We start from the raw sequence: 15,997 nt of genomic DNA, 5'->3' as shown, positions 1-15,997 counted from the left end.
GCGCTTTTTTTGTGTTATTTATATACAATCTCAGGCTTAATTCTATGAGAGAAAATCATGAGTCGTGCTGTTGTTTTTTTATTGTTGTTATTAATTGCGCCCTTAGTGCGAGCAGAAACTTTGAGGGTTGCGCTTTATGACACAGATTACCCTCCATACCATTTAGTTAGTGGCAAACAAAAGGGGTTAGTTGATGAGCTACTTGAGCGATTTGCTGAACAGTACAAGCTGAAAACTGACTATATTTTAGTTCCTGAAGTACGTTCACAGCATTTACTTGATGAAGGCAAGGTTGATGTGCGCTTAGAGTCTGAGCAGTGGTATCGCGGAGGTAATCAATACTATTGGAGTGATAGCATCGCAGTTGTTGAAGATATTTTAGTTATGCCGAGAGGTTGTCATATTCCAGCTATTGATGAGCTAGGTGGCTATGTGTTGATGGCCCGCTTTGGTTATACCTACCCGCAATTTGAAGCATTGTTTACTGCTGGCAAGTTGCACCGTGAAGACTTTTACTCTGAAATAGATATGCTGAAGGCTTTAGTTGATATGCAGCAAAATCAACGTGTTGCTGTTATCGCAAAAAACACACTGCAGTGGTATGCCTCAAAAAATAATGCTTTTAAAAAATTCACGGTGAGTGATTACAGTGTTGGTAAGGCGTCGATGCAATTACAGTTTGCTTACAATGAAAAGGGTAAGCGTATGAGCGAGCAATTTAACGAATTTATGAAAAATCTTAAATCATCCGGTGAATTTGCTAAGATTGAGAGTAACTACCAATAATCGGTAAATCGAATGATTAAGCGTTTTTGTTATCTTGCGGTTATGTTGCTACTGACCAGTGTTGCCCTGCTGTTTTATATTAAAAAGCCAGACGGTAAACCTTACCTAGAGCTGAGCATGTTCGAGCGTTACTCAGACAAAGTAAGTGGTGATGTGAGTGATTTTGCTTCGCAAAGTGCCGATACACTTACCAGCCAAGCAAAAAAGCTCACTGAGAAGTTGAGCTTGAGCAAAGACGCAAACTCATCTGTCGTCGTGTATAAATGGCAAGATGAACATGGTCAGTGGCACTATGCTGATACCCCTCACCCTAATTACGTAAGTACTGCGGTAAGTTTAGATCCTAACGACATAACAGTGTTACCCGCAGAGACATTTCAAGCTGATGAAGAGCAACCAGCAACCGTTAAAGCTAACGAAGCACCTTCAGCGCTTGGCGTATACGACCCTAAAAATGTACAAAAGATGATGCAAGACGCTGAGCAAGTAAAACAGCTTATGGAGCAACGTAACAAGCAACTTGAACAGCAGCTCAAAGAGCAAGGTGGAAATTAGCTCTGTTTGTTATGTGCTTTTAGATCGCTTTCCATTTTCATAAGTAAAATAGTGAGATAAATTTTAGTGGGCAAAGAGAATAGCACACCAACAGCAATACACGCTGCGCTGATCATAATGCCATGTATACCCATGCTATCACTTAAGTAATTGCCGGCTAATAAAGAGTGCCCCAATATAATTAGGCAAATACCTAAAATAATAAAGGTTTTTAAGATTCGAATGATGGTTTGTTCAGTCATACAAGCACCTCACTTTAGCCTTAATTAAAGTGTAGGTGCTGTTGTAATTAATGGGATTGTTCTAAATCAAGCAATTGTTGATTATCTATCCAATTTTACTGGGCCGTTGATGTTATCGATGCTTAAATCACCTGAACCCGCTTCGATAATAGTTAGGCCGAGTGTGTCATCCACATAAATACTGCCAGAGCCATCGGTTATGGTAACCGGCCCTTTGATTTGTCTTACATCGATATCGCCAGAGCCATCTTCAATAGTAAGCGCACCAGCCAATGTTTTAATGCTGATACTACCTGATTCATCAATAATACGTGCAGGTCCTTGGCTGTTTTCGATGCGGATATCACCAGAGTCATCTTCAATATCAATACGCCCTTGCCCTTGGTCTATCATAATTGAGCCAGAATCGTCACCAATGCTAATATTGCCGCTGACATTGCTAATGCGAATATCCCCCGAGTCATCATTAATATTAATAGTGCGACCCCCTTCGATCACAATTGATCCTGAATCATCATCAATGCTGATATCGTTTTGCATTGCACGTATCACGATATCACCTGAGTCATCATCGATATCCAGGTTAAGGTTGCTAGGCACAGAGACAATTAAATCAATATGAGGTGATGAACCACTGTAAAACGACAAGCTACCATTATTGAGCTTACTGATAAGCTCTGCGGTGTCGCCGTGCTTTTCGAGGGTTAATGTATAGGTCTCATCGCCTTTAGCCGCATAGATATTAGCATTCACAGTGATAGCCGTGGCGTTGCTGTCGCCTTTGATGATCAGTGAACCGGCTTCGACATCAACTTTTAATTCGTTGATATTTGCAGCCGACACGCTTAAGTCTTGTTGTTTTTGTTCTGCGATTTGACCCGGAGAGACATGAATAACACAGCCTGTTAATAATAAACTTGATGAGATGGCCGTTGCGCAAATTGCGCGTTTGAATGATGCAATAGTCATAAGGATTCCAAAATTATTGTGATTTTTATCTGGCCAGCATTTGCAAACTATGATCCAATTTTAACATGCTGATTTTTATGTGCTTTTCATTTTTTGTAAATAAGTGTGTTGGTCTAAACTGCAATTTATTAGTGTTTTAAACAAAAAAGGGGCTGAAAATTCAGCCCCTTAGTTAACTTAACAGCAATTACTGCTCAGCCAGCATATTACGCAGTACATACTGTAAAATACCGCCGTGTTTGTAGTAATCCCACTCTTTCGGGGTATCTATACGCACATCAACACTAAAGCTAATTTGTTTGCCTTCACTGTTGGTCGCAATCACACTGACTTCATTGGTTTTGTCATATAAGCCTTCAAAGTCGAATGACTCTTGGCCGGTTAGACCCAATGACTCATAGCTCTCACCTTCTTTAAATTGTAGGGGTAAAACACCCATACCAATCAGGTTTGAACGGTGAATACGCTCATAGCTTTGTGCAATAACGGCTTTAACACCAAGTAAAAGTGAACCTTTAGCAGCCCAGTCGCGTGATGAGCCTGTGCCATATTCGGCGCCCGCTAAAATAATCAGAGGCGTGCCATCTTGCTGATATTGCATCGCAGCATCATAAATGCTGGCAAGCTCATCGCTTGGCTGCATACGGGTCACACCGCCTTCGGTACCCGGTGCTAATAGATTACGTAAACGCACATTAGCAAAAGTACCACGCATCATCACTTCGTGGTTACCACGGCGCGAACCATACGAGTTAAATTGTGCTTTTTGCACGCCGTGCTCTTGCAAGTAAAGACCTGCTGGGGCATCTGCTTTAATTGCACCTGCTGGCGAGATGTGGTCAGTGGTTACTGAGTCACCTAATTTTGCTAAACAGCGCGCACCACTAATGCTCGGAATACCAGGAGGCTCAATCTCCATGCCATCAAAGAAAGGTGCTTTTTTGATGTAGGTTGACGCATCATCCCAATCATAAAGTTTGCCATCAGGAATTTGAATTTTCTGCCAACGATCATCACCTTGATACACATTGCCATAGCTTGATGCGAACATTTCTTTGGTTACAGTTTCGCGGACGAGCTCGTTTACTTCACTAACACTTGGCCAGATATTTTTTAGATAAATGTCATTACCATTAGGGTCTTGCGCAAGCGGCTCATTGTAAACGTCGATATCTGTACGACCCGCAATTGCGTATGCAACCACAAGGGGTGGTGACGCTAAGAAGTTCATTTTCACATCTTGGTGAATACGCCCTTCAAAGTTACGGTTACCCGATAAAATAGAGCTTACAACCAGTTTATGCTTTTGAATTGCATCGGTGATTTCATCAGCTAGTGGGCCTGAGTTACCGATACAGGTTGTACAACCATAACCGACAAGGTTAAAGCCTAATGAATCTAAATCATCCATTAAGTCGGCTTTTTTCAAGTAATCAGTCACCACTTGTGAGCCTGGAGCAAGTGAGGTTTTAACCCATGGTTTAACCTTTAAGCCCAGTTGCTTAGCTTTTTTAGCCACCAGGCCAGCAGCTAAAATAACACTTGGGTTTGACGTGTTTGTACAACTTGTAATTGCAGCAATGACACAGGCACCATCATTAAGCTCAAACTCTTCGCCTTTAAAGTTAACCTTAGCTGCGCCCATAAACTGAGCTTCGTTCACTGGCTCATCAGGGTTAGTTGTTGGGCCTTCATCTTCAATGCGCGCCTCTTGAACATCGCTTTTATCGCGATGTTGCATACGCTCTTCTTGAAAGCCTTTTAAGTGCTCACCAATAATGCTACCTGCTTTATCAAGGGCAATTCTATCTTGCGGGCGCTTAGGTCCAGCAAGGCTTGGCACAACATCATCAAGTGATAACTCTAGTGTGTCGGTATAATGAGCTTCATCGCCAGGGTTACGCCATAAGCCTTGGTGCTTTGCATAGTCCTCGATGAGTTTAAGTTGCTTGTCATCGCGGTTTGTTAAACGTAGGTAGTTAATGGTTTCATCATCAATTGGGAAAATACCGCAGGTTGCACCATACTCAGGCGCCATGTTTGCAATAGTTGCACGGTCTGCAAGCGGTAAATCAGCAAGACCATCACCATAAAACTCAACAAATTTACCCACTACGCCATGGTTACGCAGCATTTCTGTTACGGTTAGTACCAGGTCGGTTGCAGTTGTGCCTTCTGGCAGGCGACCATTGAGCTTAAAGCCAATGACCTGTGGAATGAGTAAACTGATCGGTTGACCAAGCATTGCGGCTTCGGCTTCAATACCACCCACACCCCAGCCTAATACCCCAAGACCATTGATCATGGTGGTGTGCGAATCGGTTCCGACTAGGGTATCTGGGTAGGCGAGTGATTTACCATTTTTACTATCGTTAAATACCACGCGGGCTAAATATTCTAAGTTAACTTGGTGTACGATGCCAGTTGCTGGTGGCACGACTTTCAAGTTATCGAAGGCAGTTTGCCCCCAGCGTAAAAATTCGTAACGCTCTTTGTTGCGCTCATATTCAAGTTTCGCATTTAAGTCGAATGAGCCATCTTCACCGTAGCCGTCAACTTGCACTGAGTGGTCAATAACAAGCTCAGCAGGTGACAGCGGATTAATTTTTGCAGGGTCGCCGCCAAGTTTTTCCATGGCATCACGCATCGCGGCTAAATCGACAATGGCGGGTACGCCGGTAAAATCTTGCATTACAACGCGAGCAGGCGTAAACGCTACTTCTGCTGATGGTTTCGCTTGAGGGTCCCAGTTTAGTAAAGCATCGATATCTTGCTTTTTAATATTAACGCCATCTTCATTGCGCAACAGGTTTTCAAGTAAGATTTTTAGAGAGAATGGCAGACGTTTTGCTTTGTCACCTAAACCTTGTAAAGAGTGAATATGGTATTGCTCACCATTAATCGTAAGCTGTTTTTGGGTATCAAAACTGTTATTCATTATTTGCCCCTGTGGTTTGAGCAAGCAATTTGGCTTGCTTTGTTGTTTCCTTTTCGAAATAGACACAGTGTTATTGCAAACTTAATACCAGCTGAGAAATTCATCTAGCTGATGAAAAAATATGCTACCTAATATAGTTGCTGCTGATGTGATTTATTTCAAGGGAAGGAGGCAGATAAAAAGGGTAGTCACTTTAAACTACCCTCAGAAATAAGTGTTTTTAGTTAAGCCAGTTTTGTTGTTTACCTTTATGACTAATAAACAGTAATAGTAAACCAATAACGATAACACACAATGGCATTGCTAATGCGCTAGTACCAAACATAGCAAGGCTATCTATCACCACAAAATTATAATATTGCTGGACTAATACGGCGATAAACGAGATTAAAAATAACTCGCGCGCAAGGGCTTTTTTTGCCAGTAATAAGATGCTCGCGAAGCTTGCTGCAAACACGGCTATCGCAAAGGCAGCCGTTGACCAGAGCGGTATGTCGCGGTATGCGGCTTGTTGTGCTTCGGGGAGTTGGTTAATCATTTCGGGTGTGATCAACAGTTGCATTACGAACGCAATGACACCTAAAAGATTCCATACAAGGGCTGCCCAAGCAAGTGGCTTGAGCCAAGCTGGAGGGTTCATAAATCACCTTTTATTGTTGTTATAATCGCATTCAATTAAAGGTGATTTATGCTAACTAAGCAAGCTCTAGTTAACCAAACGAGATAGGGCGGCGACCGGTTTTTTCGTCTACTTTTGGCTTTTTAGTACGTTTACGCTTTGATTTTTTTGGCGCTTCTTCAGCGCTTTGTGGTTGTGCTTTTTGTACAGGTTCCGGTGGGCGAGGATTTGGTGTTGCATCTTCGCTTAGTGTCAGTTGGAACAACTCACCATCGAATGCCAACACGTCACCACTGTATAATTTTTTCCGTTTTATTGTACAAATTTCATAGTTAACCCCAACATAACCTTCACCAATTAAGGCTTTTGCTTGGCCGCCTGTTTCGACTAGGTCGAGCACTTTTAGCAAGTTACATAACTCTATTGGCTCTTCTTCTAGTTCAATTTCGATGAAATCTTCGTTCATGTTGGTCTCTCTTAATTCAATCGCAGCCATTATAAAGCCTAGCACTCAATTGAACCAAGATTAAATTTTTAAGCTCTTCAAGCGGTTAAAATTTGCAGCAATAAATAATCTGACATTTTTATAAACAGTAAAAAAACTGCAGTATTTACTGGGTACACTGCGCGCGTTTGGAATTGGTGTACAAATTGCTAAATGCATGTCCGTTTCATTTTTTATTCGTTCAGGAGAAGTTGTAATGGGCGTAAGATCAGCGCTAAGAAAAGAGTTAATGGGTTTGCAAGATTCGTCATTGCTTGCTGCAGATGATGTGCGAGCTTTGTTAACGCAAACAATTAAGTCTCAGCCTGAAAAATCAGAACAAGGTTTTGCGTTAATTTCGCGCTTTAATGATAACCATAGCCAGTTAAGTTCAGGTGAAACAAATAAAGAAAAGCTGCTTCAGCATCAAACTCACCGTCTATTTAAAGATATTCTATATACCCGTCAAAGTGTTAATAGTTGGCTAAAAAAACATCTTAATTGATTTATTGTTTTTCTCACTTTAGACTACATATGTAATCTAAAGTGAGAAAGAACATGAAAAGGATAATTTCAGCAGCCATATTTTTAATTTTGGCTGGTTGTCAGCAAGCAACAGTCTACGTATACACAGAAAACCTTGAGCAGTCTCAGTTGCAATCATTAGAGCAAGCATTAAATAAACAAAGCTTACCCTATGAATATACCCAGCTTCCTGTGCCAAGAGAGTTTACTGATGCAACCTTAATGCTATCGAGCGATACAATTCTTACTCATGAAGCCGAGCAACTAGCTGAAATTATGCAGGGACTGGGTTATCAAGCTGAAATTAAGTACACCACAGATGCCAATCACTTTTACAATCATGGCAATATTGGCTTTTACTTAAGAGCTAAAAATACCACCACCAGTTTTACTATGCCGGCTCGTGTACTCACCACTGGGTGCGTTGAAGACAAGTATAATGATCTTGCAGTTACATTTAATGATAAGCAGGCGCACTTTACCCTTACAAGTGGTAGAAAAGTCTCCCTAGATTGGGATTATTTATATGGCTACCTAGTCATTTATTATAAAAATTATTCGCAAACATACAGTCATTTAACGCCAGAAGTGAGCACTCCTTTTGGTATGAAACCATCAGATACTTACCGTTACACGGCACGTGTTAATAGCCCAAGTTGGTTAAATTGCTCATTACAAATTGTCTATATGGACTAGCTTCGCGACTCAAGGTAATTACTAAGCTTAGTAATACGCTCACTCATGCCTTCGATTATGCGATCTTTAATTTTCTCACGGATCACATTAGGTAAGCGGGTGAGTGCTTCAGGGGAAATAGCTAACAAAATGGTATCGACTCTAGCGCGTGCACTGGTACTGTGCTCTCGGTTATTGATAAATGCGCCTTCCCCGATAAATTCACCGGGCTCAATGGTGCCAAGTTCGAGTAAATGACTTTGTTTGAATACCATCAGTGAGCCGCTAAGCACGATATAAAGTCGTTTATCAGCATCATACTGTTTGAAAACAGCACGGCCTTGTTTGACCAAATACAAATGACTGAATGACTCTAATAACACTTGTCGTTCACTGAGAGTAAACTCTCTAAAGAACGACAATCTGTTAATAATTTCCATTTGTTTAATTAGTGGAATGTGCTCGATTAACTTCATTGACTCACATAGGTATAGCGCGAAATTAGCTAATATTGCGCTCTTTTAGCTTGCGGGTCAATGTATTGCGGCCCCAACCAATCTTCACTGCGGCTTCTTGCTTGTGGCCAGCACAGTTGGCAAGGGCGGTTTTAATCAAACGAGTTTCGAGTTGTGCTTGAATGGCAGGCCAAATATTTTCTTTGCCTTGTTTAAGTTCAAGGTTAAGCCATTGTTGAAATGCATCCAGCCAATCACCTTCTTGCTCAGTCGGTGCAACAGCAACAATCTCTGGTGGTAAATCTTGCTCGCTGATCAGCTCACCCGGTGCCATAACCGTTAACCAGCGGCAAGTATTCTCTAATTGGCGCACGTTACCTGGCCAATTGAATAAGCGCAGTTGCTCAGTAGCTTTAGGGCTTAAAATTTTGCTTTCAACCTGCAGCTCTTTGGCACTTTTATGTAAAAAGTGTTGTGCTAGTCGTTCAATATCTTCAGTACGCTCACGTAGCGCGGGTAAGCGTAAACGCACAACGTTTAAGCGATGGAATAAGTCGTCACGAAACTTACCTTGTTTTACCAAGTCTTCGAGGTTTTGGTGTGTTGCAGCAATAATACGTACATCAACTTTAATGCTTTGATGGCCACCAACACGGTAAAACTCACCATCGGCTAACACGCGTAATAAACGCGTTTGTACATCGAGTGGCATATCACCTATTTCATCTAAAAATAAGGTGCCGCCATTCGCTTGTTCAAAACGGCCTTTACGAATACTGTCGGCTCCAGTGAACGCGCCTTTTTCGTGACCGAATAACTCTGACTCGACCAATTCTTTTGGAATGGCAGCCATATTCAAAGCTATAAATTGGTTTTCTTTACGAGGGCTGTGGTTATGCAGGGCACTTGCCACTAGCTCTTTACCTGTCCCTGACTCACCATTAATCAGCACGCTCATACTTGATGCTGATAATTTACCAATTGCCCTAAACACCTCTTGCATAGCAGGCGCTTCGCCTATGATATGCGCATTGGTTTGTGGTGCTTGCTTACGTTTAGTTTTTTTCGTTGAATTAGCACGGCATGCGCTTTCAACCAGCGCGACAGCTTCATCTAAATCGAACGGTTTAGCGAGATACTCAAATGCCCCTTTTTGGAAAGCATTTACCGCCGAATCTAAGTCTGAGTGAGCGGTCATGATGATCACTGGCAGGCCAGGGTTTTGCTCAGCAATAGTCTCAAGTAACGCCATACCGTCCATACCCGGCATTCGTACATCAGATACTAATACCGTTGGCTGGCTAAACTTTAATGCATTAAGCACATCTTGTGCGTTCGCATAGCTTTCAGTTTCAAATCCTGCACGTGCCAACGCTTTCTCTAGTACAAAGCGAATTGAGGCATCATCATCAACTAACCAGACTGTTTTCATGACTACTCCAAAAAACCATTAATCCGTAAAAGGCAAATAGATATTAAATTCTGTATGGCCTGGCCAACTGTCACAATCAATGTGGCCGTCATGTTGGTCAACCAAGGTTTGCGCTATCGATAAACCAAGCCCTGATCCATTTTCTTTGTTGGTGATCATTGGGTAGAACAAGGTTTCACGTAAGCTCTTGTCTATACCTGGGCCGTTATCCGAAATTTGGATCAGCAAGGTTTTTTTCGGCGCCTTACCTGGGCGCCTGTGTTGATGATTGATGCGGGTTTTTATTCTTATCTCGCCACCATCAACCAGTGCCTGTTGTGCATTACGAATAATATTCAGTACCACTTGTTGAATTTTACTTTGGTCAATGTACACACTCGGTATACTTGGATCATAGTCTTTCACTAAAGTGATATTGGCATTGTTATCTAACATGCTCAGTTTAATCACAGACTCTAACGCTTGGTGAATGTTGCCATAAGATTTATGCGGCAATTGATTCGGACCAAGTAAGCGGTCTACAAGCTCGCGTAAACGGTCTGCTTGTTCAATGATTAATTCGGCACATTGATCACGTTCTTGCTGATCAACCTCATATTGCAATAATTGCGCCGCTCCGCGAATACCCCCTAAAGGATTTTTAATTTCGTGTGCTAAACCGCGAATTAGGTTACGTGCTGCTTGGTACTGATGCATTTGATTCGAAGCTTGATCGTGGCGAATTTCATCATCCATTTGGCGGCATTCAAACAAAATATAATTTTCATCATGGCTGCTTATTCGGCGCGTGCTAATGGTCAGTTTGGCATGGCGTGAATCGACGAAAACCACGTCAGCTCTATGCTGGTGGCAATCAACACCATCGAACAACGAATACTGAGCAATGCGTTTTAAGTCTATCGAGTGGTAATTGAATAGGTTATCGAACGGTTGGTTGATAATGCGCTTGGGCCCTAAACCTAAAAGCTCACTGGCGCTATCGTTTGCATAAACCAGTTTAAAATCTCGGTCGAGTAAAATGACAGCAGTACTTAAATTTTTCCAAATACTGTCGAGCAGTTCAGAGTTAAAATGTGTTTCACTGAGCATGGTTGCACCATTTTAGTGCGTTTCAATTTAGTGCAGCTTAGCATACTCTTTTTACTTTGCGAGAAGTCATGTCAAAAACCTTAGTTTCCGCCATAAATTGAGGTTCTGTGCATGAAAAAGGTGCTGACTGGGCTAACCGAAACGAGTTTATTATTAGCATCATAAAGTTTAGCTTGTAATGTGTGTTCTCCACGCTCGACCTCTCTTAGTGCAAAGGTCGTGCTATTACTTGGTGCACCATGAGGTGTGCCATCAAATAAAAGCTGTACTTTAAACCCGGTTTCGAAGCGTGGGCTAATACGGGCAGTGACATACACTGACCCCGTGTTTTCTCGTACTGTCGCTTCATTAGCAGGAGAAGAAATACTGACTTTAAATTTGACAGGTGTCGCACTTGGTGCGCTATCAAGTATGCTGGTGTCGGTAGCTGGCATGGTCAGGTTTTGGGTATTCATCTTTACTTCGGTAGCGCCAGGGCGCGGTGTATCAGAAAATACTAAAACGCCGTTTTTATCTTTCCAAGAATACACTTTCTGCGCTGCGCTATAGCCAAAAAAGCTTATAAAAATCAGCGATAGTACCAATAAAGTTGTGCTTTTCACCCTGCAACCCTGCATTTTTTAATCTAAATAAAACTGTAGAGTAGAACCCGCTCAATTACCATTAAAAAAGCCCGCAGAGCGGGCTTGAGAACACACATTTATTATCTTTCAGATAATTCTGGTACAGCGTGTGTTACACGCTGTAGTACATTTCGAACTCAACTGGGTGAGTTGTCATGTTAAGTTTTTCAACTTCTTGACCTTTAAGCGCGATGTATGCATCGATTAGGTCATCAGTGAACACACCACCTTGCGTTAAGAACTCACGGTCAGCATCTAGTGATGCAAGTGCTTCTTGTAAAGAAGATGCAACTTGTGGGATCTCAGCTGCTTCTTCAGCAGGTAGATCGTATAAGTCTTTGTCCATTGCATCGCCAGGGTGAATCTTGTTTTTGATACCGTCAAGGCCAGCCATAAGCATTGCAGAGAATGCTAAATATGGATTCGCTGTTGGATCAGGGAAACGTACTTCGATACGACGTGCTTTTGCAGACGGTACTACTGGGATACGGATTGAAGCAGAACGGTTACGTGCAGAGTATGCAAGCATTACTGGCGCCTCGAAGCCTGGTACTAGACGCTTATATGAGTTAGTAGACGCGTTAGCAAATGCGTTGATTGCTTTAGCGTGCTTGATGATACCACCGATGTAGTAAAGTGCTTCTTCAGATAGACCTGCATATTTGTCACCAGCGAAGATGTTTACGCCATCTTTACCTAGAGATTGGTGACAGTGCATACCAGAACCGTTATCACCTACGATTGGCTTAGGCATGAATGTCGCTGTTTTTCCGTATAGGTGAGCCATGTTATGGATAACATATTTCATCTCTTGGATTTCGTCAGCTTTTAATACCATTGTATTGAAGCGAGTTGCGATCTCATTTTGACCTGCAGTTGCTACTTCGTGGTGGTGAGCTTCTACTACTTGACCTAGTTCTTCAAGAACTAAACAAGTCGCTGAACGCCAGTCATGTGATGAATCAACAGGTGAACACGGGAAGTAACCGCCTTTAACACCTGGACGGTGACCCATGTTGCCACCTTCGTAATCTTTATCAGAGTTCCAAGCAGCTTCTACAGAATCGATTTTGTACATAGAACCAGACATGTCTGATTTGTATTTAACGTCATCAAAAAGGAAGAACTCTGGCTCTGGACCGAATAATACAGTGTCAGCAATACCAGTAGAGCGCATGTACTCTTCAGCGCGTTTTGCAACAGAACGTGGATCACGCTCATAACCTTGAAGTGTTGAAGGCTCAACTACGTCACAACGTACGATTAGTGTAGCTTCTTCAGAAAATGGGTCCATTTTCGCAGACTCAGGAACAGGCATAAGTACCATGTCTGATTCGTTGATACCTTTCCAGCCAGCAATTGAAGAACCGTCAAACATTTTGCCGTCTTCGAAGAAATCTTCATCAATTTGATGATGAGGAATAGAAACATGCTGTTCTTTACCTTTGGTATCAGTAAAGCGTAAATCAATGAACTTAACGTCATTTTCTTTGATAAAATCTAAAACCGATTGTGACATGTGTCCTCCAATTGTTGGGTTTTATTTTTGCTGCATTATTGCTTTTCGCTTATATAAGCTGGTTTCGTGCCATGTTTTTAACACCTTGTTTAGACTTGCAAAAAACAAACAAGGCTTTGTTTTGTTAACTTCTATTGCACTAAGTTGGTGCGTAAAAGGATCATTCTGGTGCGTAAAAAGTGCGACCTTATTTTGCACAATTATTGAGCGTGCCAATTTTTCTGTTATGAACACGATTTAGTGCCAAAATATGGTTCAAAAACTAAAATTTCGCCAGTTTTGAGCTCAGATTCACTTTAATTTTCATAAATTTGTCATTTATAAAACAGATACTTATAAAAAGCCTGAAGAAAGTTTATAAATTTATATTGGATAAACTTTCATCCATGCCATTATTAAGGGATAATATGCGCCCTTTTAAATCCTATGCTGGGACATCTGGTGAAAACGCAGGTGAGTGCGTAGATCTTGCAGGATCAATGAGATTCAATTTCTCTGAGAAAAAATATGAGCATCGAAAAGTTAAGAAATATAGCGATTATCGCCCACGTTGACCACGGTAAAACAACTTTGGTTGATAAACTGCTTGAGCAATCAGGCACATTAGAAACGCGCGGCGGTAACGAAGAGCGCGTAATGGACTCAAACGACATTGAGAAAGAGCGTGGTATTACCATTTTAGCTAAGAACACAGCTATCTCTTGGAACGACTACCATATCAATATCGTAGACACCCCAGGACACGCCGACTTCGGTGGTGAAGTAGAACGCGTACTTTCGATGGCTGACTCAGTATTACTACTTGTTGATGCTCAAGAAGGTCCAATGCCGCAAACGCGTTTCGTAACGCAAAAAGCATTCGCACAAGGTTTAACGCCGATTGTTGTAATCAACAAAATCGACAAGCCTGGTGCACGTCCTGATTGGGTTATGGACCAAGTTTTCGATTTATTCGATAACCTAGGTGCAACTGACGAACAGTTAGACTTTAAAGTAATCTATGCATCAGCTATCAACGGCTGGGCAACAATGGATTTAGACGAGCCATCAGATAACATGGAACCAATGTTCCAGATGATCGTTGACGAAGTATCTCCACCGGATGCAGATCCTGAAGGTGCTTTCCAAATGCAAATTTCTCAGCTTGACTACAACTCGTACATCGGTGTTATCGGTGTAGGTCGTATCAAGCGTGGTACTGTTCGCCCTAACCAACAAGTAACAATTGTTAGTGCAGATGGTACTAAGCGTAACGGTAAAGTTGGCCAAGTAATGAGCTACTTAGGTCTTGAGCGTCATGAAGCAGAATCTGCAGGCGCGGGTGACATCATTGCTATCACAGGTCTTGGTGAGCTGAAAATCTCAGACACTATCTGTGATGTAAATACCGTTGAAGCATTACCACCGCTAAGTGTTGATGAGCCTACAGTAACAATGACGTTCTCTGTAAATACATCACCATTTGCTGGTAAAGAAGGTAAATTCGTAACTTCACGTAACATCCTTGAGCGTTTACAAGCTGAGCTTGTTCACAACGTTGCATTACGTGTTGAAGAAACTGACAACCCAGATAGCTTCCGTGTTTCTGGTCGTGGTGAGTTACACTTAGGTATCTTAATCGAGAACATGCGTCGTGAAGGTTACGAGCTTGCTGTATCTCGTCCACAAGTAATCCTTCGTGAAGTTGATGGTCAAAAAGAAGAGCCATACGAAACACTTACAATCGACTGTCAAGAAGAGCACCAAGGTTCTATCATGGAACAAATTGGTCTTCGTAAGGGTGAACTAACAGACATGTCTCCAGATGGTAAAGGCCGTGTACGTATGGACTTTATGATCCCAAGCCGTGGCTTAATTGGTTTCCAAACTGAATTCATGACGTTAACGTCTGGTTCTGGTCTTCTTTACCACACATTCGATCACTACGGTCCACATAAAGGCGGTACTATCGGTGCTCGTAAGAATGGTGTAATGATTGCTAACGCAACAGGTAAAGCACTTACTAACGCATTATTCAACTTACAAGACCGTGGTAAGTTATTCATCGGTCACGGTGTTGAAGTTTACGAAGGTATGGTTATCGGTATCCACAGCCGTGACAATGACCTAACAGTAAACGCGCTTAAAGGTAAGCAACTTACAAACGTTCGTGCATCTGGTACAGATGAAGCACAAACGCTTGTTCCACCACTAAACTACACGCTTGAACAAGCGATTGAGTTCATCGATGATGACGAGTTAGTGGAAGTGACACCTGAAAACATCCGTATCCGTAAGCGTCACTTAACTGAAAGTGAGCGTAAGCGTGCGAGCCGTCAAGCTAAAGACTAATAAGGTCTTTTAGTTTCACAAAATTAAAACCGCCGTATTGAAAAATACGGCGGTTTTTTGTTGTAATGATTAGCCGTTAGCCGTTAGCCGTTAGCCGTTAGCCGTTAGCCGTTAGCCGTCGGCCGTCAGCCGTCAGCCGTCAGCTCTCAGCCGTCAGCTCTCAGCCGTTAGCTCTCAGCTGTCAGATCGAATGGAAGATTAAATGTTTTTTGGGTATGAGTTTTATTACTGGCTCGGATGGTTAGCGATAACAGTTCTTGCTGCAAAGAAATATGGCTATCTAGGCTTGTTCATTGCGCATTGCATCATTTTTGTGAGTGTATTTGCTAGTGACTTACGCTATGTGTCGCAACTAATGTCCCAACCTGAGTGGGATGGTAATCCTGACCTTGATATTATTTTTCTCGTTGGCGTAATATTTCGTACTATAGTGATTAATGTTTTATTGCTACCCACAGGAATTTTAGGAAAATATTTCCATAACAAAGTTAATACCACTGGAATTTAGCCTAAGCTAATTTTCTAGGAAAAAATTGTTCCAACATTGCTATCAGAATTGTAGCTTTACTTATTTTGTTTGTATTTCTAACCTAGTTAATTAGTTTATTGAGCAACTCGCAACTCGCAACTCAATGGTATGGACTCCCCACCTTTGTCAAAATCGACTAAGGTGAAAGTGACAAACAAAAAGGAGCCCATACCATGACACAGTCTAGCACTATAACGATTGATTTAGCCAAAACAGTCTTTCAAGT

At 41.9% G+C, this 15,997-nt stretch carries 16 protein-coding genes; 6 read left to right on the top strand and 10 right to left on the bottom strand.

Features of this window, described 5'->3' with window-relative positions:
• The first annotated feature begins 57 nt into the window (after positions 1-57).
• Positions 58-786 carry a transporter substrate-binding domain-containing protein gene (locus tag ABMY41_RS02060; protein ID WP_289096881.1) on the top strand — a complete coding sequence of 243 codons (729 nt, stop codon included), beginning with the start codon at positions 58-60 and terminating at the stop codon, positions 784-786.
• 12 nt (positions 787-798) lie between these two features.
• Positions 799-1,341, top strand: a complete 543-nt coding sequence (locus ABMY41_RS02055; protein WP_287243212.1) for a DUF4124 domain-containing protein — start codon at positions 799-801, stop codon at positions 1,339-1,341.
• Here ABMY41_RS02055 and ABMY41_RS02050 read toward each other — a convergent pair.
• From ABMY41_RS02050 to ABMY41_RS02030, 5 genes are all read right to left on the bottom strand, one after another.
• Positions 1,338-1,583, bottom strand: a complete 246-nt coding sequence (locus ABMY41_RS02050; protein WP_058584005.1) for a hypothetical protein — start codon at positions 1,581-1,583, stop codon at positions 1,338-1,340. The genes ABMY41_RS02055 and ABMY41_RS02050 overlap by 4 nt on opposite strands.
• Positions 1,584-1,664: 81 nt before the next feature.
• The gene (locus ABMY41_RS02045) at positions 1,665-2,552 is read right to left on the bottom strand and encodes a hypothetical protein (RefSeq protein ID WP_349274022.1); all 888 of its coding nucleotides are present in this window, start codon (positions 2,550-2,552) and stop codon (positions 1,665-1,667) included.
• Between the two features lie 187 nt (positions 2,553-2,739).
• Positions 2,740-5,490, bottom strand: a complete 2,751-nt coding sequence (gene acnA / locus ABMY41_RS02040) for an aconitate hydratase AcnA (RefSeq protein ID WP_349274021.1) — start codon at positions 5,488-5,490, stop codon at positions 2,740-2,742.
• A gap of 220 nt (positions 5,491-5,710) precedes the next feature.
• Positions 5,711-6,130 carry a hypothetical protein gene (locus tag ABMY41_RS02035; protein ID WP_054563443.1) on the bottom strand — a complete coding sequence of 140 codons (420 nt, stop codon included), beginning with the start codon at positions 6,128-6,130 and terminating at the stop codon, positions 5,711-5,713.
• A gap of 70 nt (positions 6,131-6,200) precedes the next feature.
• Positions 6,201-6,575 carry an RNA-binding S4 domain-containing protein gene (locus tag ABMY41_RS02030; protein ID WP_054563502.1) on the bottom strand — a complete coding sequence of 125 codons (375 nt, stop codon included), beginning with the start codon at positions 6,573-6,575 and terminating at the stop codon, positions 6,201-6,203.
• 235 nt (positions 6,576-6,810) lie between these two features.
• Here ABMY41_RS02030 and ABMY41_RS02025 point away from each other — a divergent pair, with 235 nt between their 5' ends.
• Positions 6,811-7,098 carry a hypothetical protein gene (locus ABMY41_RS02025; RefSeq protein ID WP_062566674.1) on the top strand — a complete coding sequence of 96 codons (288 nt, stop codon included), beginning with the start codon at positions 6,811-6,813 and terminating at the stop codon, positions 7,096-7,098.
• Between the two features lie 53 nt (positions 7,099-7,151).
• Complete coding sequence (locus ABMY41_RS02020) at positions 7,152-7,814, top strand: hypothetical protein (RefSeq protein ID WP_349274020.1); 663 nt, start codon at positions 7,152-7,154, stop codon at positions 7,812-7,814.
• On the opposite strand, the gene ABMY41_RS02015 is transcribed toward ABMY41_RS02020, so the two are convergent.
• The 5 genes from ABMY41_RS02015 to glnA form a co-directional block, all read right to left on the bottom strand.
• The gene (locus ABMY41_RS02015; protein WP_054563446.1) at positions 7,811-8,269 is read right to left on the bottom strand and encodes a cyclic nucleotide-binding domain-containing protein; all 459 of its coding nucleotides are present in this window, start codon (positions 8,267-8,269) and stop codon (positions 7,811-7,813) included. The genes ABMY41_RS02020 and ABMY41_RS02015 overlap by 4 nt on opposite strands.
• Before the next feature lie 25 nt (positions 8,270-8,294).
• Positions 8,295-9,680: a nitrogen regulation protein NR(I) gene (ntrC, locus tag ABMY41_RS02010; protein ID WP_062566672.1), complete on the bottom strand. Its 1,386-nt coding sequence runs from the start codon at positions 9,678-9,680 to the stop codon at positions 8,295-8,297.
• A gap of 18 nt (positions 9,681-9,698) precedes the next feature.
• Positions 9,699-10,769: a nitrogen regulation protein NR(II) gene (gene glnL / locus ABMY41_RS02005; RefSeq protein ID WP_062566671.1), complete on the bottom strand. Its 1,071-nt coding sequence runs from the start codon at positions 10,767-10,769 to the stop codon at positions 9,699-9,701.
• Between the two features lie 80 nt (positions 10,770-10,849).
• Entirely contained in the window at positions 10,850-11,371 is a 522-nt protein-coding gene (locus ABMY41_RS02000) for a DUF4124 domain-containing protein (RefSeq protein ID WP_287243217.1), read from the bottom strand.
• Positions 11,372-11,504: 133 nt separating this feature from the next.
• Positions 11,505-12,911: a glutamate--ammonia ligase gene (gene glnA / locus ABMY41_RS01995; RefSeq protein ID WP_175078879.1), complete on the bottom strand. Its 1,407-nt coding sequence runs from the start codon at positions 12,909-12,911 to the stop codon at positions 11,505-11,507.
• Between the two features lie 507 nt (positions 12,912-13,418).
• Between glnA and typA the strand changes: the two genes are divergently transcribed.
• Both typA and ABMY41_RS01985 read left to right on the top strand, forming a co-directional pair.
• A complete protein-coding gene (gene typA / locus ABMY41_RS01990; protein WP_063529660.1) occupies positions 13,419-15,242 on the top strand; it encodes a translational GTPase TypA in 1,824 nt (607 codons plus the stop codon).
• Between the two features lie 202 nt (positions 15,243-15,444).
• Entirely contained in the window at positions 15,445-15,750 is a 306-nt protein-coding gene (locus ABMY41_RS01985; RefSeq protein WP_062566667.1) for a hypothetical protein, read from the top strand.
• Positions 15,751-15,997: the final 247 nt, after the last annotated feature.

It is taken from the genome of Pseudoalteromonas sp. BZA4 (genome assembly GCF_040104395.1).
Lineage (GTDB): Bacteria > Pseudomonadota > Gammaproteobacteria > Enterobacterales > Alteromonadaceae > Pseudoalteromonas.
This window is presented reverse-complemented; position numbering and strand designations above follow the sequence as displayed.